The 17,703-nt window shown below is 60.8% G+C and carries 18 protein-coding genes; 7 read left to right on the top strand and 11 right to left on the bottom strand.

Going from position 1 to position 17,703, the window contains the following annotated elements; all coding sequences use genetic code 11:
* Positions 1-11: 11 nt before the first annotated feature.
* The 4 genes from rlmH to ACVWXD_RS28650 all read right to left on the bottom strand — a co-directional run bounded on the left by rlmH (position 12) and on the right by ACVWXD_RS28650 (position 2,962).
* Positions 12-479, bottom strand: coding sequence for a 23S rRNA (pseudouridine(1915)-N(3))-methyltransferase RlmH (gene rlmH, locus ACVWXD_RS28665; protein WP_003176297.1), 468 nt, complete (start codon positions 477-479; stop codon positions 12-14).
* Positions 480-488: 9 nt separating this feature from the next.
* Positions 489-983 (bottom strand): ribosome silencing factor, encoded by a 495-nt coding sequence (gene rsfS, locus ACVWXD_RS28660; protein WP_003176298.1) that lies wholly within the window; start codon positions 981-983, stop codon positions 489-491.
* 69 nt (positions 984-1,052) lie between these two features.
* Positions 1,053-1,697, bottom strand: coding sequence for a nicotinate-nucleotide adenylyltransferase (nadD, locus tag ACVWXD_RS28655; protein ID WP_260367996.1), 645 nt, complete (start codon positions 1,695-1,697; stop codon positions 1,053-1,055).
* Positions 1,697-2,962: a glutamate-5-semialdehyde dehydrogenase gene (locus ACVWXD_RS28650; protein ID WP_032884592.1), complete on the bottom strand. Its 1,266-nt coding sequence runs from the start codon at positions 2,960-2,962 to the stop codon at positions 1,697-1,699. Before ACVWXD_RS28650 ends, nadD begins: the two co-directional genes overlap by 1 nt.
* Positions 2,963-3,136: 174 nt before the next feature.
* On the opposite strand from ACVWXD_RS28650, the gene ACVWXD_RS28645 reads away from it, so the two are divergent.
* Both ACVWXD_RS28645 and ACVWXD_RS28640 read left to right on the top strand, forming a co-directional pair.
* The gene (locus ACVWXD_RS28645) at positions 3,137-3,820 is read left to right on the top strand and encodes a DNA-3-methyladenine glycosylase (RefSeq protein WP_095186266.1); all 684 of its coding nucleotides are present in this window, start codon (positions 3,137-3,139) and stop codon (positions 3,818-3,820) included.
* Between the two features lie 25 nt (positions 3,821-3,845).
* Positions 3,846-5,162, top strand: coding sequence for a bifunctional DedA family/phosphatase PAP2 family protein (locus tag ACVWXD_RS28640; protein ID WP_032884591.1), 1,317 nt, complete (start codon positions 3,846-3,848; stop codon positions 5,160-5,162).
* Here the strand turns inward: ACVWXD_RS28640 and ACVWXD_RS28635 are convergent.
* From ACVWXD_RS28635 to ACVWXD_RS28625, 3 genes are read right to left on the bottom strand one after another with little or no spacing between them, the layout of a single operon-like run.
* Positions 5,156-5,749: an LON peptidase substrate-binding domain-containing protein gene (locus ACVWXD_RS28635; RefSeq protein ID WP_095186203.1), complete on the bottom strand. Its 594-nt coding sequence runs from the start codon at positions 5,747-5,749 to the stop codon at positions 5,156-5,158. The two genes, ACVWXD_RS28640 and ACVWXD_RS28635, sit on opposite strands and share 7 nt — an antisense overlap.
* Positions 5,750-5,770: 21 nt before the next feature.
* The gene (locus ACVWXD_RS28630; protein WP_032884589.1) at positions 5,771-6,487 is read right to left on the bottom strand and encodes an LrgB family protein; all 717 of its coding nucleotides are present in this window, start codon (positions 6,485-6,487) and stop codon (positions 5,771-5,773) included.
* Positions 6,484-6,837: a CidA/LrgA family protein gene (locus tag ACVWXD_RS28625; RefSeq protein ID WP_032884588.1), complete on the bottom strand. Its 354-nt coding sequence runs from the start codon at positions 6,835-6,837 to the stop codon at positions 6,484-6,486. The genes ACVWXD_RS28630 and ACVWXD_RS28625 overlap by 4 nt, the downstream gene beginning before the upstream one ends.
* Before the next feature lie 165 nt (positions 6,838-7,002).
* Between ACVWXD_RS28625 and ACVWXD_RS28620 the strand changes: the two genes are divergently transcribed.
* The 3 genes from ACVWXD_RS28620 to ACVWXD_RS28610 all read left to right on the top strand — a co-directional run bounded on the left by ACVWXD_RS28620 (position 7,003) and on the right by ACVWXD_RS28610 (position 9,953).
* Positions 7,003-7,458, top strand: coding sequence for a MaoC family dehydratase (locus ACVWXD_RS28620; protein WP_032884587.1), 456 nt, complete (start codon positions 7,003-7,005; stop codon positions 7,456-7,458).
* Positions 7,459-7,563: 105 nt separating this feature from the next.
* Complete coding sequence (locus ACVWXD_RS28615) at positions 7,564-9,282, top strand: C13 family peptidase (RefSeq protein ID WP_181643744.1); 1,719 nt, start codon at positions 7,564-7,566, stop codon at positions 9,280-9,282.
* Between the two features lie 29 nt (positions 9,283-9,311).
* Positions 9,312-9,953 (top strand): oxidoreductase, encoded by a 642-nt coding sequence (locus ACVWXD_RS28610; RefSeq protein WP_122681778.1) that lies wholly within the window; start codon positions 9,312-9,314, stop codon positions 9,951-9,953.
* A 137-nt stretch (positions 9,954-10,090) separates the two neighbouring features.
* Here the strand turns inward: ACVWXD_RS28610 and ACVWXD_RS28605 are convergent, their stop codons facing one another.
* The 4 genes from ACVWXD_RS28605 to ACVWXD_RS28590 form a co-directional block, all read right to left on the bottom strand.
* Complete coding sequence (locus tag ACVWXD_RS28605; protein WP_032884584.1) at positions 10,091-10,375, bottom strand: YceK/YidQ family lipoprotein; 285 nt, start codon at positions 10,373-10,375, stop codon at positions 10,091-10,093.
* Complete coding sequence (ubiX, locus tag ACVWXD_RS28600; protein ID WP_032884583.1) at positions 10,368-10,997, bottom strand: flavin prenyltransferase UbiX; 630 nt, start codon at positions 10,995-10,997, stop codon at positions 10,368-10,370. Before ubiX ends, ACVWXD_RS28605 begins: the two co-directional genes overlap by 8 nt.
* Positions 10,994-12,343 carry a UDP-N-acetylmuramate:L-alanyl-gamma-D-glutamyl-meso-diaminopimelate ligase gene (gene mpl, locus ACVWXD_RS28595; RefSeq protein ID WP_032884582.1) on the bottom strand — a complete coding sequence of 450 codons (1,350 nt, stop codon included), beginning with the start codon at positions 12,341-12,343 and terminating at the stop codon, positions 10,994-10,996. Before mpl ends, ubiX begins: the two co-directional genes overlap by 4 nt.
* Before the next feature lie 79 nt (positions 12,344-12,422).
* Positions 12,423-14,324 (bottom strand): sigma-54-dependent Fis family transcriptional regulator, encoded by a 1,902-nt coding sequence (locus ACVWXD_RS28590; protein ID WP_181640284.1) that lies wholly within the window; start codon positions 14,322-14,324, stop codon positions 12,423-12,425.
* A 272-nt stretch (positions 14,325-14,596) separates the two neighbouring features.
* Here ACVWXD_RS28590 and exaC point away from each other — a divergent pair, with 272 nt between their 5' ends.
* Positions 14,597-16,117: an acetaldehyde dehydrogenase ExaC gene (gene exaC / locus ACVWXD_RS28585; protein ID WP_032884580.1), complete on the top strand. Its 1,521-nt coding sequence runs from the start codon at positions 14,597-14,599 to the stop codon at positions 16,115-16,117.
* Positions 16,118-16,262: 145 nt separating this feature from the next.
* Complete coding sequence (eat, locus tag ACVWXD_RS28580) at positions 16,263-17,696, top strand: ethanolamine permease (RefSeq protein WP_032884579.1); 1,434 nt, start codon at positions 16,263-16,265, stop codon at positions 17,694-17,696.
* Positions 17,697-17,703 lie beyond the last annotated feature (7 nt).

The following is a 17,703-nucleotide window of genomic DNA, read 5'->3' as shown; positions in this document are numbered from 1 at the left end:
AGGGGCGCAGACTATTTGTGGTAAGGGTGCCCGGACAGAACTGTCCAGGCGCGATACAGCTGTTCACCGATCAGAATCCTTACCAACGGGTGCGGCAACGTCAGTGCCGACAGCGACCAACGCTGGTCGGCTCGCGCGCAGACTTCCGGCGCCAGCCCTTCCGGGCCACCGACCATGAAGTTGACGGTGCGCGAGTCCAGGCGCCAGCGATCCAGTTCCACCGCCAGTTGCTCGGTGCTCCAGGGTTTGCCGTGCACTTCGAGGGTGACGATGCGCTCGTTGGGGCCGACCTTGGCCAACATGGCTTCGCCTTCCTGACGGATAAAGCGCGCTACGTCGGCATTCTTGCCCCGGGTGTTGAGCGGTATTTCCACCAGTTCCAGCGACAGCTCAGCGGGCAGACGCTTGGCATACTCGTGCCAGCCTTCTTCCACCCACTTGGGCATGCGTGAACCGACAGCGATCAGACGCAGGCGCACAGCCGTTCCTTATTCCTGGTCTTTGTTGAGCTTGTCGAAGTGCGCGTGGCCCACTTCCGGGCTGTGGTGCTTGCCATCAGCGGCACGGCTCTGCTCGGCGCCTTTCCACAGACGCTCCAGGTCGTAGAACTGACGGGCGTTGGAGGTCATCATGTGAACGATCACGTCGTCCATGTCCAGCAGCACCCAGTCGCTGTCGCCCTTACCTTCTTCACCCAGTGGCTTGACGCCTTGGGCTTTGACGGCTTCGCGGACCTTGTCCAGCATCGCGCCGATCTGGCGGTTGGAAGTACCAGTGGCGATGATCATGAAGTCGGTGATGCTCTGCTTGTCGCGTACGTCCAGAACCTGAATGTCCTGGGCCTTCACGTCTTCCAGGGCGGCAACGGCGACTTTTACCAGCTCTTCGCCAGCCAGTTCCGGACCAACGTGGGCTTCAACCGGCAGCGGGGCGCTTTTGAACGTGCCTTTGCGTTTTACTTTGCTTACGTCTTTGTTCGTCATAAAAAACTCGTTTTGCTCATATGTTCGGGCGCTCGCTGCACGACTGTTCGTGCGTTCAAGCGCGCCTTTTCAGTTCGACGCACGGTAAAGCCCGTGCGCATCGATGTAGGCCAGGACCGCGTCAGGCACCAGGAAACGTACCGACTTCCCGCTGGCCAGCAGTTGACGGATCTGGGTGGCAGACACCGCAAGCGGGGTCTGCCAGACGAATGCAATATTCCCGTTCGGCCCGGTCAGGGCCAAGGGGTCACTTACCGACCGCGCGGCCAGCAGGTTGCGCAAGGCATCCGGCGGTTCGCTGTCGGCATCCGGGCGTTGCAAAACCAGGATGTGGCAATGCTGGAGGAGTTCCTCCCAGCGATGCCAAGAGGGCAGGCCGCAAAATGCGTCCCAGCCCAAAAGCAGAAACAACTGGTCATCTACGGCCAACTCGGCGCGTATCAGCTCCAGGGTGTCGACAGTGTAGGACGGTTTATCGCGTTTGAGTTCGCGGTCGTCCACCACCAGCGGCGGTATACCTTCTACGGCAAGGCGCACCATTTCCAGACGTTGTTGCGGTGACACCTGCGGCGTATCGCGATGGGGCGGCCGCGCGTTGGGCATCACGCGCAACTCGTCCAGTGTAAGGGCATCTGCGACTTCGAGAGCGCTGCGCAAATGGCCGATGTGCACGGGGTCGAAAGTACCGCCGAGCAGCCCGATGCGTTTAGCCATCAAGTGCGCACATGACCGTCGCCGAACACCACGTACTTCTCGCTGGTCAGACCTTCCAGGCCAACCGGGCCGCGTGCGTGAAGCTTGTCGGTGGAGATGCCGATCTCGGCGCCCAGCCCGTATTCAAAGCCGTCGGCAAAGCGCGTCGAGGCGTTGACCATCACCGAAGCGGAATCCACTTCGTTGAGGAAGCGACGCGCATCGCTGAAGTGCTCGGAGACAATCGCGTCGGTGTGCTTGGAGCCGTATGTGTTGATGTGTTCGATGGCCTGATCCAGGTCATCAACGATGCGGATTGACAGGATCGGCGCCGTGTATTCGGTGTACCAGTCCTGTTCAGTCGCTTCGATCACGTCGGCGCCCAGCAGCGCGCGGGTGCGTTCGCAGCCGCGCAGTTCCACGCCCTTGTCGCGATAGATGGCAGCCAGCGGCGGCAGCACGCGATCGGCAATGCCGACGTGCACCAGCAGAGTCTCCATGGTGTTGCACGGGGCGTAGCGATGGGTCTTGGCGTTGTCGGCGATGCGAATGGCCTTGTCGATATCGGCGGCGATGTCGATGAACACATGGCATACGCCGTCCAGGTGCTTGATGACCGGAACCTTGGCATCACGGCTGACGCGTTCGATCAGGCTCTTGCCACCGCGCGGCACGATCACGTCGACGAATTCCGGCATGGTGATCAGCGCGCCAACGGCCGCGCGATCGGTGGTTTCCACCACTTGCACCACTTCGGCCGGCAGTTCGGCCACGGCCAGGCCTTGCTGGATGCAGGCGGCAATTGCGCGGTTGGAATTGATCGCCTCGGAACCGCCACGCAGGATGGTGGCATTGCCGGACTTGAGGCACAGGCTCGCGGCGTCAATGGTCACGTTAGGTCGCGACTCATAGATGATGCCGATCACGCCCAGGGGCACGCGCATCTTGCCGACCTGAATACCGGACGGCAGGTAACGCATATCGCGGATTTCACCGATGGGGTCAGGCAGCTTGGCCACCTGACGCAGGCCTTCGATCATGTCGTCGATACGTGCCGGGGTCAGCGCCAGACGGTCCAGCAGGGCCGGTTCCAGGCCATTGGCGCGGCCGTTGGCCAGGTCCAGTTCGTTGGCCGCGGCGAGTTCGGAGCGCGAAGCATCCAGAGCATCAGCGGCGGCCAGCAAGGCACGGTTCTTCTGCGCGGTGCTCGCACGGGCGATCAACCGCGAGGCCTGACGGGCAGCGCGACCCAGGCGGGTCATGTAGTCAAGAACGGACTCAGTCATGGTCAGGGAGTCTTGGCAAAGAGGAAAGCGGCAGATTATAGCTGTGACGCCGCCCGACTGACAGCGGTGAGGGGCGGATGGTCGAAATGAACTGTAAAAACCTGGGGTTCAGCGGTAATTAAGGTGGGAGTTGTTATGATTCCGTCACATTTAGCCGCATTTCCCCTGACCGCCATGCCCAGCTCATCGCCCCAACGCCCCGCCAGCGCCCTGCCCGACGGCTTCTTCGACCGTGATGCGCAAATTCTTGCGCGGGAACTGCTCGGCAAAGTTGTACGCCATCGCGTCGGCGAAATCTGGCTTTCGGCTCGAATTATTGAAACGGAAGCCTATTACGTGGCCGAAAAAGGTAGCCACGCTTCACTCGGCTACACAGAAAAGCGTAAGGCTTTGTTTCTGGATGGCGGCCATATCTACATGTACTACGCCCGTGGCGGCGACTCCCTGAACTTCAGCGCACATGGACCGGGCAATGCCGTATTGATCAAATCGGCCTATCCGTGGGTCGATGACCTTTCCGGCCAGGCGAGCCTCGCGCAGATGCAGTTGAACAACCCGAATGCCGATGGCAGCCCGCGCACCTCGCAGAAGCTGTGCGCCGGCCAAACGTTGTTGTGCAAAGCGCTGGGGCTCAAAGTGCCGATGTGGGACGCCAAGCGCTTCGACCAGGAAAGGCTGTATGTGGAAGATGTCGGCCAGGTACCGACGCAAATCATCCAGACGACCCGCCTGGGCATCCCCAGTGGCCGCGATGAACACCTGATGTACCGTTTTGTCGATGCAGGCTATGCACCGTACTGCACACGGAACCCGCTGCGCCGAGGCCAGGTCGAAGGCCGCGACTATTTTCTGATTTGAATTTTGTGGTGATGGAGTGACGTTTATGGGCCAATGGCTCGATAGCATTACCGGCTGGCTGACCCTGAACCCACAATGGCTGGCGGTGGCGGTGTTTATCGTCGCGTGCGTGGAATGCCTGGCGATTGCCGGTTTAATCGTACCGGGCACGGTATTGCTGTTCGCCATTGCCGCATTGGCCGGCAGCGGCGCGCTGTCATTGAGTGAAACGCTGTTGCTGGGCTTTCTCGGCGGTTTGCTGGGCGATGGGGTTTCCTACTTCCTGGGCCGACATTTCCACCAGAACATCCGCCGCCTGCCCGGTCTGCGCCACCACCCCGAATGGATGAACGGTGCAGAGACCTACTTCCACAAGTACGGCATCGCCAGCCTGCTGGTCGGACGCTTCATCGGCCCCTTGCGCCCGATGCTGCCGATGGTGGCCGGCATGTGCGATATGCCGTTCCCACGCTTTGCGGCAGTGAGCGTCCTCGCCGCAGCCGGCTGGTCGGTGGCCTACTTGCTGCCGGGCTGGGCCACCGGCGCCGCGTTCCGCCTGCCATTACCGGAAGGCTTCTGGCCTGAGGCCGGCGTTGTCACGGCGTGCCTGGCGGTACTGCTGGGGCTGGGTTTGAACAGCAGCCTGCGCGACCACCGGCGCACCACCTTGTGGATAGGTTGCGCCAGCCTGACGTTGTTGATCGCACTGTTTATCGGTTATCCACACCTGAATGATTTCGATCAGGGTCTGAGCGCACTGGTGCAGGAGCATCGCAGCGCCTGGCTGGATGAAGCCATGGTGATGGTCACCCAATTGGGTGAGTTCAAGAAGATGTTTGTCGCCAGCGCCGTCTTCACCGGGCTTTTGCTACTGGCTCGACAGTGGCGCCACGCCATCTTTGTGGGCGCCACACTGGCCGGATCGGCGGTAATCAACACCGGGAGCAAATTATTTTTCGCCCGTGGCCGCCCAGAAATCCTTACCGACCCCCTGACCAGTTTCAGCATGCCCAGCGGCCATGCCTCCGGCGCCTTCGCGTTTTTCCTGGCGCTGGCGGTGCTGGCAGGTTGTGGCCAACCGACACGACTGCGACTGACGTGGATACTGCTGGGCTGCATTCCCGCCGCCTTTATCGCCTTGTCCCGGGTTTACCTGGGCGCCCATTGGCCCTCGGACATCCTGGCCGGCACGCTCCTGGCGATGACGGTGTGTGCGTTCAGCCTGACAGCCATCCAGCACCGCAGCCCACTGCCACCCTTGCGCAAAAAAACATGGTGGCTGCTGCTGCCTGCCATAGTGGCAGTCTTGAGCTTTATTGCACTCACCGGCACATCCCACGCACTGCTGCGCTACGCCTACTGAGTGAAAAGCTCTTCCTGTAGCTCATCAAGCAGCATCTGGATCGCATCCAGGCGCTGCTGCGGGTCGTCGAGTTGCAGCAGGTCGATCTTGTCGGCCTCGGTAAAGGGCAAGAGATAAGCAAGCTGATTGCCCAAGGCTTGCTGGCCCTCGGCGTGAGCGTCCATGTCCAGCGAAGAGACCATCGGATGCTCGGCCAGGGCCTGGAGCAATGCCAACAGATCAGCGTCCTCTTCGTCTAACGGCTGGTCCGGCTGCTCATCCAGCCATTGCACCTCGGCCACCAGCAACTGGTCTTTTTGCACGCCCGTATCGAGCACGCGAAAGCGCCGCCCGCCTTCAACACGAATCCCCAGCAGGCCATTGTCCTGCTGCTTGAAGTCGCGAATCAGCGCTTCACAGCCGATCAGCGCGTAGCCGTCCGGAGCCATGCCTACTTCCTTGCCGTCAAGGATGCACACCACGCCGAAGCTTTCGCCCTTTTTCATGCAACGGCTGATCATGTCCAGGTAGCGCGCCTCGAACAGTTGCAGGTCGAGGGTGCAGCCAGGGAACAGCACGGTATTGAGCGGGAACAGCGCCAGACTCATAAAGGTTTCCTTAAACCTGGTTTAAACAATCACTGACACAGCCAACGGCAGGAACACCGCCGTGGCCACGCCCATCAGACTCATGGCCAGCGCCGCAAAGGCGCCACACTCTTCGCTCTCCTGCAGGGCCACCGAGGTGCCGACCGCGTGGGCGGTCATGCCCAACGCCATGCCACGCGCCTCGGGACTGTGCACACCCAGGCGCGAAAGTAACGCCGGCCCCACCATCGCCCCCACCACCCCAGTGATCAGCACAAACACCGCGGCCAGTGCCGCCACGCCGCCGATCTGCTCGGCCACCAGCATGGCGATCGGCGAGGTCACCGACTTGGGCGCCATGGTCATCAGCATCATGTGTTCAGCGCCGAACCACCAGCCGAGCAGCACACACAGGCCGGTAGCCAATACACCGCCTATCACCAGCGTAGTAAAAATTGGCCAAAATAATTGGCGAATGCGCCGCAGATTCAGATAAAGCGGCACCGCCAGCGCCACCGTGGCAGGCCCCAGCAGAATGCCCATGATCTCGGTGCTCTTGCGGTACTCGGCATAGCTCAGGCCGCAGGTGAGCAACACGCCGATCACCAGCAGCATGGAGACCAGTACCGGTTGCAGGAAGATCCAGCGGGTTTTCTCGAACCCCGCCAGCACCAGTTGATAGGCGCCCAGGGTAATACCGATACCGAATAGCGGGTGATGAATCACGGACGTCCACGCGCCATGCCAGTCGAAGATCATTGATCCTTCTCCTTGCGCTTGACCATCTGCTGCATCAGTACGCCAACGAATGCCATGGCGATCACCAGTGACAACACCAGCGCGCCGACGATGGCCCAAAAGTCAGCCGCGATGTCCTTGGCGTACACCATCACGCCGACTGCCGGCGGCACCAGCAGCAGTGGCAGATACCGCAACAGGCTGCCAGCTGCAAGGCTCAACGGCTCGCCCACCTCGCCACGCCAGATCAGGAAACCCAGCATCAGCAGCAGGCCAATGATTGGCCCCGGCAGAACCGGCAACAGCAAATGATTGATCGCCGTACCGATCAACTGAAACAACACCAGCCATGTCAGACCACGTAACAGCATCCGCTTTCTCCCCCCTCTGAACTCGCCCGCATTATAAGCATGCCGGCCCTATGCATCGGCATTCGCCAAAAGCATGGTGGGTTGACCGGGCTGGTTGCCCGTGATGATCTACATTGGTTCTCTGTAATCCATAAAAACAGCATCGATGAACCAAGGAGAGACGCAATGCCCTATGTACCTGTAGCGCAGCTCAAAGATTATGTCGGCAAGGAACTGGGACGTTCCGAATGGCTCACCATCGACCAGGCACGTATCAACCTGTTCGCAGAAGCCACTGGCGACCATCAGTTCATCCACGTCGACCCGGTCAAGGCTGCGCAAACGCCGTTCGGCAGCACCATTGCCCACGGTTTCCTATCGCTATCGCTGATACCCAAGCTGATGGAAGACATCCTGATCATGCCCGAAGGCCTTAAGATGGCGGTCAACTATGGCTTGGACACCGTGCGCTTTATCCAGCCGGTCAAGGTCAACTCCAAGGTGCGCTTGAACGTGATCCTCACTGACGTCACCGAGAAAAAGCCCGGCCAGTGGCTGTTAAAGGCCACTGCCACACTGGAGATCGAAGGCCAGGAAAAACCGGCCTACATTGCCGAGTCGCTTTCACTCTGTTTCGTGTAAGGCCATCCCTGTGGTGAGAGGCTGAAACTCACCACGGGGTATGTAAATTTATGTATGAAACTCGCAGCTGCGGCATACTCGGCGCTCAAATATCCGGATCCCGCTATGCGCCCACTCGCCCCCCTTGCCCTTGCCCTGTTGCTCACCGCTTGCGGAGACGGCGAATCGCTGTTGCCGCCCGATGCGCGCCTGCCCGACGGCGGCCGCTATCGGGGCGATGTGGTCAACGGCCTGCTGCAAGGCCAGGGCCGTGTGGACTACCCCAACGGCAGTTGGTACGCCGGCGCGTTCGACAAAGGCCAGTGGCACGGCCAGGGCGAGTGGCATGGCAGCAACGGCGAAGTCTATAAAGGCCAGTTCCGGCAAGGTCTGTTCGATGGACAGGGCAGCCTGACCACCGCAGCCAGCCAGTATGTCGGCGGGTTCCGCAACGGTCGGCGCAACGGCGAAGGCACCCTCAAAGAGGGGCAAATGACCTATCGCGGCGAATTCAAAGACGATCAGTATTCCGGTCTCGGCCGCCTGGAGTTGGCCGACGGCAGCCAATACCAGGGCCAGTTCGCCCACGGCAAGCCGAATGGCGAAGGCCAGCGCAACGACGACAGCGGTAATCAGTTCAGTGGTCGCTTCGTCGATGGCCAGTTGGAGGGCAACGGCACCTTCAACAGCGCCGACGGCGACATCTATGTCGGTCAGTTCAAGCAGAACCAACTCAACGGCAAGGGCCGCTATGAAAACGCTGACGGCGACGTGTGGATCGGCCAGTTCAAGGAAGGCGCGCTCAGCGGCAAGGGCGAACTGATCGGCGTGGATGGCAGCCACTACGTCGGCTATTTCAGCGATTGGCGCTTTACCGGAGAAGGTCGCCTGAACCTGACCGACGGCAGCTTCTACATCGGCGGCTTCGACAGCGACAACTATCAGGGCCGCGGCACGCTGGTCCTCACCGACGGCACGGTGCAGGCCGGTACCTGGGTCAACGGCATGCGCGTGCGTGACGCGGACGGCACATTGTTGCCTGACCCACTGGAGATCGGCGTGCTGGCCCAAGGGCATTTGCTCGATGCTGCCTTTGCCGCCGTGCCCGCCTCCACCCCTGCCGTGGAGTTGTACACCCTGGCGGTGGCCGGCGACGGCAAACAAAGCGTGTTCCTGCGCGAAGCCGATTACGTCAGCAACATGCTCGCCACCCGCTTCGGCGCACGTGGGCAGATCCGTTTGGTCAACCACCGCGACCATATCGCCGACCGCCCCCTGGCCACCCGCGAAAGCTTGCGCCGTGCCGTGCAAACCCTGGCCGAGCGCACAGGCCCGGAAGACCTGGTGTTTATCTACATGACCAGCCACGGCACCCACGAACACGAACTGGTGCTGGATCAGCCGCGCATGGAGCTGGCCGATTTGCCCGCCGATGAGCTGGCCGCCGTGCTGACACCGCTGAAAAACCGCGACAAGATCATCGTAATTTCCGCCTGCTATTCCGGCGGCTTTATCCCGGCACTCAAAGACGACCGTACGCTGATCATGACCGCCTCCCGCGCCGACCGCGTGTCCTTCGGTTGCTCCGAAGAAGCCGACTTCACCTACTTCGGCGACGCCCTCTTCGCCCAAGCCTTCAACCAGACCGACGATTTGCAGCAAGCCTTCAAGCTGGCACAGCTGCATGTGAGCGAGCGCGAACAGGCCGACAATTTCGAAGCGTCCGAACCGCAGATCTGGGCCCCCAAAGGCGTGATTGCCCACTGGCAACTTTTACGTAAACAGCAGGCACGAAAGGCGCTCGAAAGCGTCTCAATGAATAGCAAGGAAGCCAAAGGCAACTAAGCTGCAACGTGTAACAAGGGGGAAACACTATGTACCTGACACCTCAGCATATCTTGCTCGCAGGGGCCTCCGGCCTCACTGGCGAACACCTGCTCGACCGCCTGCTCAACGAACCCACCGTGACCCGCGTGCTCGCGCCGAGCCGCAAGCCATTGGCCGAACATCCACACCTGGAAAACCCGGTGGGCGACCCAGCGGTGTTCCTGCCGCAACTGAGCGGCCGGGTGGATATCGCCTTCTGCTGCCTGGGCACCACAATCAAAAAAGCGGGCTCGGAAGAGGCTTTCCGTGCGGTTGACCTGGAGATGGTCGTCGCCTTCGCCAAGCGCGCACGGGAAATGGGCGCACGGCACCTGATCGTGATCAGCGCGATTGGCGCCGATCCGAAATCTTCGATTTTCTACAACCGAGTCAAAGGGGAAATGGAGCAGGCACTCAAGGCCCAAGACTGGCCGCAACTGACCATCGTGCGACCGTCGCTGTTATTGGGGGAGCGGCTGGAACCCCGTTTGGCCGAACAACTGGCAGGGCCGCTGTCACGACTGATTCCAGGCAAGTACCGAGGCATCGAAGTGTGTGAACTGGCCCGGGCCATGTGGCGCCTGGCGCTGGAAGAGCAGAATGGGGTGCGGATCGTAGAGTCGGACGAACTGCGCAAGCTCGGTAAATAAAGCCGAACACGAAGCAAAATGTGGGAGGGGGCTTGCTCCCGATGGCGGAGGGTCAGTCAACATATTGGGTGACTGATACACCGCTATCGGGAGCAAGCCCCCTCCCACATTGGTTTTGTATTGCCTTCGGGTGAGCGCTAGAGCCCGCCTGTGGCGTTAAATCCCACTCCTAGCACCGTTAACACCGACAGCGGCAACAGCAAAGTGTCGAGCAACGCACTGGCCGGCAGGTCGACACCGGGGTAGCTCGGCGCCTCAGCACCAAACCGATCCTTGGCGCAGCAACCTCCATTCATTGCGTACAAGTCCAACCGCGTGCCGGCATACACCACCGGCGCGCCGGGCTGCGCAGCGTCCAGCGTACGCGCGGTGGCGCAGCCGCCCAATTGCAACGCCAGTATCACCAACAGTGCCTTATTCATCGCTGCTCAAATGGTGTTCGCCCCAACGCGGCAGCATGTCCTGTGGAATATTCAGCAGGTTGAGAATGCGCGCCACCACAAAATCCACCAGGTCATCGATGGTCTGCGGCTGATGATAAAAGCCCGGCGACGCAGGCAAGATGGTCACGCCCATGTTCGACAACTTGAGCATGTGTTCCAGATGAATGCTCGAATACGGCGCCTCGCGCGGCACCAGGATCAACTGGCGGCGCTCCTTCAATGTCACGTCTGCCGCGCGCTCGATCAGGTTATTGCAGGCCCCGGTGGCAATCGCCGACAAGGTGCCGGTGGAGCACGGCACAACAACCATTGCCGCCGGTGCACCGGAGCCCGAGGCCACCGGCGACATCCAATCTTCTTTGCCGTAAACCTTGATCTGCCCCGGCGCCGCACCGGTGTACTCGGTGAGGAAGGCCTGCATCATCTGCACCTTGGGAGGCAGTGCCACGTCGGTCTCGGTCGCCATCACCAACTGCGCGGCCTTGGAGATCAGAAAGTGCACCTCGCGATCTTCACGCACCAGGCAGTCAAGCAGACGCAGGCCGTAGGGCGCGCCCGAGGCACCGGTCATCGCCAGGGTGACGCGTTCCGGCCCGCTCATTTCAGCGCCTCGGCCAGTTTGCCGTGCAAGCCGCCGAAGCCGCCGTTGCTCATGACCACCACATGGGTGCCAGGCTTGGCCTGCTGCTTGACGAACTCAATGATGCCCTCGATGGAATCACAGACTTTCGACGGCACCGTGCACTGGGCCGCAATCGCCGGTAAGTCCCAGCCAAGATTGGTCGGGGCGTACCACACCACCTGGTCGGCATCGTTGACGCTTTCCGGCAGGCCGTCGCGGTGTGCACCGAGCTTCATGGAGTTTGAGCGCGGCTCGACAATAGCAATGATCGGGGCATCGCCAACGCGCTTGCGCAGTCCGTCAAGGGTGGTGGCAATGGCGGTTGGGTGGTGGGCAAAGTCGTCGTAGATGGTAATCCCATTCACGTCGGCGACTTTTTCCATGCGGCGTTTTACGCTTTTGAATGCGCTCAGCGCAGCAATACCCATGGAAGGCACCACGCCCACATGCCGTGCGGCAGCCAGGGTGACCAAGGCATTGGCAACGTTGTGCTGACCAGTCATGTCCCACTCGACGATGCCTTGGGCCTCACCCTCAAACAGCACTTCAAACCTGGAACCGTCTTCACTGAGCAACTTGACCTGCCATTGCCCACCCGCACCGGTGGTTTGCACCGGTGTCCAACAGCCCATCTCGATCACGCGCTGCAAAGCCGGCTCGGTAGTCGGGTAAATGACCAGGCCTTCGCTTGGGATGGTCCGCACCAAATGGTGGAACTGCCGCTCGATAGCGGGCAGATCGGGGAAGATGTCCGCATGATCAAACTCAAGGTTATTGAGGATCGCCGTGCGCGGACGGTAGTGGACAAACTTGGAGCGCTTGTCGAAGAAGGCGCTGTCGTATTCGTCAGCTTCGATCACAAAGAACGGCGTGTCGCCCAGGCGCGCGGAGACCGAGAAGTTTTGTGGCACGCCGCCGATCAGGAAGCCAGGACTCATGCCCGCGTGCTCCAGCACCCAGGCCAGCATGCTGCTGGTAGTGGTCTTGCCGTGGGTACCGGCAACGGCCAGTACCCAGCGGCCTTGCAGCACATGATCGGCCAGCCATTGCGGGCCGGAAACGTACGGTAAACCTTTGTTGAGCACGTACTCGACGGCCGGGTTGCCACGGGACATGGCATTGCCGATCACCACCAGATCCGGCACCGGGTCGAATTGCGCCGGATCGTAACCCTGGGTCAGTTCAATGCCCTGCGCTTCGAGTTGCGTGCTCATGGGCGGGTAAACATTGGCATCGGAGCCTGTCACGTGATGGCCCAGCTCTTTAGCCAGAACCGCCATCGAACCCATGAAGGTGCCGCAAATACCAAGAATATGAATGTGCATAGTCGACCTCGTAAACATCGAGGCAGGTTAGCGCAGGGGGGCGAAAATCGCACTCTTTAGCTGTAGGACCAAACCACGATCACCCGGGCAGAGACGCGCGTGCGATGCCGTGCCGGCGCAGCTTTCTATACAACGTATTGCGGCTGACCCCCAGTTGCTCCGCCGTATGGGACATGTGCCAGCGCTGTTGTTCCAAGGCCGTTAGCAAGGCAAGTCGCTCGGCGTCTTCCAGGGGCGACTCGGCGGGCTTAGCCTCAACCACCGGTTGCGGCCGGGCCTGGCGGATCGACGCGGGCAAATCTTCAAGGCCCACGCGCCCGTCGTCACACAGCGCCGCCAACGTACGCAGCACCGTGCGCAGTTGTCGGACGTTACCGGGCCAGGCAAAGGTCAACAACGCCGAACGCGCCGCCGGGTCGAGTTGTACAGTCTGCCCGCCCGCCTCTTCAGCCAGCAGAAAATCCAGCAACTGAGATTTATCGCTGCGCTCACGCAGTGGAGGCAAACCAACTTCCAGGCCGTTGAGCCGGTAATACAAGTCCTCACGGAAACTGCCGTCCTGGACACGCCCCAGCAAGTTGCGGTGCGTCGCGCTGATAATTCTGACGTTAACCGCCTGGGGCTCACCGCCGATAGGCACCACCATGCGGTCCTCCAGAACCCTTAATAAGCGGGTTTGCAGAGCCAGAGGCATATCACCGATTTCATCGAGGAACAGAGTGCCGCCGTCGGCCTGTTGCAACTTACCTTGCATGCCCTCCTTCCGCGCGCCAGTGAAACTGCCGCCGCGATAACCGAACAGCTCGCTTTCGATCAGGCTTTCCGGGATGGCGGCACAGTTGAGGGCGACGAAGGCTTTGTCGGCACGCTGGCTGGCATGGTGCACGGCCTTAGCGAAGGCTTCTTTACCGCTGCCGGTTTCCCCATTAATCAGTAGCGGCACATCTCGCTCGAATACCCGCAGCGCCTTGCGAAAATCATTTTGCAACGCAGGATCACCCAGGCAGATGCCAGCCAGGCGGGCGGGCTCAGCCTTCGCGATGGGTAAAGACACACTGCGTGGCTGACCACGCAGTGCGGCAAACAAGCGCCGCCCATCGCGGGTGCGCAGTGGCCAACTGGCGGTCGCATTGGCACTGGCGCGACCGAGTAATTGATCCAGAGAACAGTCGAAGAACGCCTCCACCGGCTGACCCAGCAGGTTGCCTCGAACCTGCCCCAGCAGATTCAGCGCGCTCTGGTTCATCGCGCAAATGCGCCCTTCACCATCGAACGCCAGCAACCCTTCGCTGAACAGGCCCACGGACTCGGCCTGCAGATGAAAGCGCAACAGCCAGTGATGCTCGAAATGGCGCAGGAAGTAGCAGCTCTCGATCATCTTCGCTGACAGGTTCACCAGCGCCATGGTGTGAAACTGACTCTGGCGCGATACCGCTTCCCGGGCTGACGACACGTCCAGCACCGCCAGCAATTCACCATGGGGGTCGAACACCGGGCTCGCCGAGCAGGTCAGCCCGGTGTGGCGGCCACGGAAGTGTTCATCGCGATGAATGGTCAGGGACTGACGCTCCACCAGGCAGGTGCCGATGCCATTGGTCCCTTCGCAGGCTTCACTCCAATCGGCACCGAGCCACAGACCGGCGCGCTCGAAAATCTTGCGCTCGGACGGCGCAGTGACACAGTTGAGGATCACTCCGCGCGCATCGGTCAGCAGTACCGCGTGGCCGGCACCGGAGAGCTGCTGGTGCAGGCTATTCATCTCACTGCCGGCGATGTGCAGCACTTGCTGCAGACGCTCGCGGCTTTCCAACAGGCGCCCGTGTTCAAGCACGGTGGGTGCGATGGTCTGCGCGGGATCCAGGTGGTAATCCTCCAGGCACCGCAGCCAGGAACGGGCGATGGACGGATCGCTGGAGGGGTCACGGCCACGTGCCACGGTGAGGACTTGCTGGGCATGGCGACTGAAATGATCGTTGTGCATGTTCTTATTATTCTCCCTGCGTGAGAGCGTCCAGCATCCCCCAGCCCTGCAAGAGATGCAATCCCGTGCAGACCCACCGGTCACAGGCTGTACCGTTTATGGCACAAAGTGTCACCCAGGCTGTGCCAGGCGTGTGACAGCAATGCCTTTCAACAAACCTCAACCCCTTGATTTACCTGGCCCTCAAGGCAGTGGCCCGACCTTTGCTCTACGCTTTACCAAGCGCTTGAGCGCTGCACTCCAATAAACATAAAAGCCAGGAGATACCCACCATGCGTTACGCACACCCCGGTACTGAAGGCGCGATCGTTTCGTTCAAGGCCAAGTACGGCAACTACATTGGTGGCGAATTCGTTGCGCCGGTCGACGGCAACTATTTCACCAACACCTCGCCGGTCAACGGCAAACCCATCGCCGAATTCCCGCGCTCCACTGCCAAAGACATCGACAAGGCCCTCGACGCCGCCCACGCCGCCGCTGACGCCTGGGGCAAGACCTCGGCCCAGGACCGCTCGCTGGTGCTGCTGAAAATCGCCGACCGCATCGAACAGAACCTCGAACTGCTGGCCATTACCGAAACCTGGGACAACGGCAAAGCCGTGCGTGAAACCCTCAACGCCGATATCCCGCTGGCCGCCGACCACTTCCGCTACTTTGCCGGCTGCATCCGCGCCCAAGAAGGCACCAGCGCCGAGATCAACGAACACACCGCGTCCTATCACTTCCACGAGCCTCTGGGCGTGGTTGGTCAGATCATCCCGTGGAACTTCCCGCTGCTGATGGCCGCCTGGAAACTCGCCCCGGCCCTGGCGGCCGGTAACTGCGTGGTGCTCAAGCCCGCCGAACAAACCCCGCTGGGCATCAACGTGCTGATGGAAGTCATCGGCGACCTGCTGCCACCGGGCGTGCTGAACGTAGTCCACGGTTTCGGCAAAGAAGCCGGCGAAGCTCTGGCCACCAGCAAACGCATCGCCAAGATCGCCTTCACCGGCTCCACCCCGGTGGGTTCGCACATCATGCATGCGGCGGCGGAGAACATTATTCCGTCCACCGTTGAGCTGGGCGGCAAGTCGCCGAACATCTTCTTCGCCGACATCATGAAAGCCGAACCGTCCTTCATCGAGAAAGCCGCCGAAGGCCTGGTGCTGGCGTTCTTCAACCAGGGCGAGGTGTGCACCTGCCCATCCCGTGCGCTGGTGGAAGAGTCGATCTACGACGACTTCATGAAAGTGGTGATGAAGAAAATCGAGCAGATCAAACGCGGTGACCCGCTGGACACCGACACCATGGTCGGCGCCCAGGCGTCCGAGCAGCAGTTCGACAAGATCCTGTCCTACCTGGAAATCGCCAAGGGCGAAGGCGCGCAGTTGCTCACCGGCGGCAAGGTGGAGCAGCTCACCGGCGACATGGCCGGCGGTTATTACATCCAGCCGACGCTGCTCAAGGGCACCAACGAAATGCGTGTGTTCCAGGAGGAAATCTTCGGCCCAGTGGTGAGCATCACCACCTTTAAGGACGAAGCCGAAGCCCTGGCCATTGCCAACGACACCGAGTTCGGCCTGGGCGCCGGCGTGTGGACCCGCGACATCAACCGCGCCTACCGCATGGGCCGGGCGATCAAGGCGGGCCGAGTGTGGACCAACTGCTACCACCTGTACCCGGCGCATGCCGCGTTCGGTGGCTACAAGAAGTCCGGTGTGGGCCGCGAGACACACAAGATGATGTTGGACCACTACCAGCAGACCAAGAACTTGCTGGTGAGTTACGACATTAATCCACTGGGCTTCTTCTAACTAACATCCCCTCCCACTTTTGAAACAAGGTCAATGATGGGAGGGGGTTTTCCCCTCCCACACTTAGATCGTCACAAGTACTTGCGAATAGCATTCGGCACACAGAGGCCGAGTTAAAAACAATAACAACGAAAGGTACTTCTTCATGCCTAGCGAACCGACTGGATCTTCTGTCGACTTCGAAAAAGTCGACTCCCAATACTTCCAACAACGCGAACTTAAAAAAGGCGCCGCCGGCTGGGTCCTGTTAGTTGGGCTCGGCGTTGCCTACGTTATTTCCGGCGACTACGCCGGCTGGAACTTTGGCCTCGCCCAGGGTGGCTGGGGCGGTATGTTCCTCGCCACATTGCTGATGGCCACCATGTACCTGTGCATGTGTTTCTCCCTGGCCGAACTGTCTTCGATGATCCCTACCGCTGGCGGTGGCTACGGCTTTGCCCGCAGTGCCTTCGGGCCTTGGGGCGGTTTTCTCACGGGCACGGCCATTCTGATCGAATACGCCATAGCCCCCGCCGCCATCGCGGTGTTTATCGGCGCTTACTGCGAGTCGCTGTTCGGCATTGGCGGTTGGATGATCTACTTGGCGTTCTACATCATCTTTATCGGCATCCACATCTTTGGCGTTGGCGAAGCCTTGAAGCTGATGTTTGTCATCACTGCCATCGCCGCGGTTGCACTGGGCGTGTTCCTGGTGTCGATGGTGCCGCACTTCAACGTCGCCAACTTGCTGGATATTCCGGTGACCGAGGCCAAGGGCGCCAGCACCTTCCTGCCGTTTGGCTACGTCGGCGTGTGGGCGGCAATTCCCTACGCGATCTGGTTTTTCCTCGCCGTAGAAGGCGTGCCGCTGGCCGCCGAAGAAACCAAGAACCCCAAGCGCGACCTGCCTCGTGGCCTGATCGGCGCCATTGTGGTGCTGACCAGCTTTGCCTTGTTGATCCTGGTGATTGCACCGGGCGGCGCGGGCACTTACGCACTGATCAAATCCGGGAACCCGCTGGTGGAAGCGCTGGCGTTGTCCTACGGCGGTTCGACCTGGATGGGCAGCTTCGTCAACCTGGTTGGCTTGGCCGGACTGATCGCCAGCTTTTTCTCGATTATCTATGCCTATTCGCGGCAGATCTTCGCCTTGTCCCGTGCCGGCTACCTGCCGCGCAAGCTGTCTGAGACCAACAAGAGCAAGGCACCGGTACTGGCGCTGGTGATCCCCGGCATTATCGGTTTCGGCCTGTCGCTGACCGGCCAGGGGGATTTGCTGATCCTGGTGGCGGTGTTTGGCGCGACCATTTCCTACGTACTGATGATGGCCGCGCACATCACCCTACGCATCCGTCGCCCCAAAATGGACCGTCCTTACCGCACGCCGGGTGGCATTTTCACTTCAGGGGTTGCCTTGGTACTCGCCTGCGTGGCCGTCGTTGCGGGCTTTCTGGTGGATCCACGGGTGGTGATTGGCGCCGCGATCATCTATGGAGTATTAATTGCTTACTTTGCTTTCTACAGCCGGCATCACTTGGTAGCAGGCACGCCCGAAGAGGAATTCGCGGCGATCCAGGCCGCAGAGGCCGCCTTGCACTAACTGCCGT

Source organism: Pseudomonas sp. TE3911 (genome assembly GCF_054062775.1).
The sequence above is the reverse complement of the archived record's forward strand: the minus strand, read 5'-3'. Positions and strand labels throughout refer to the sequence as shown.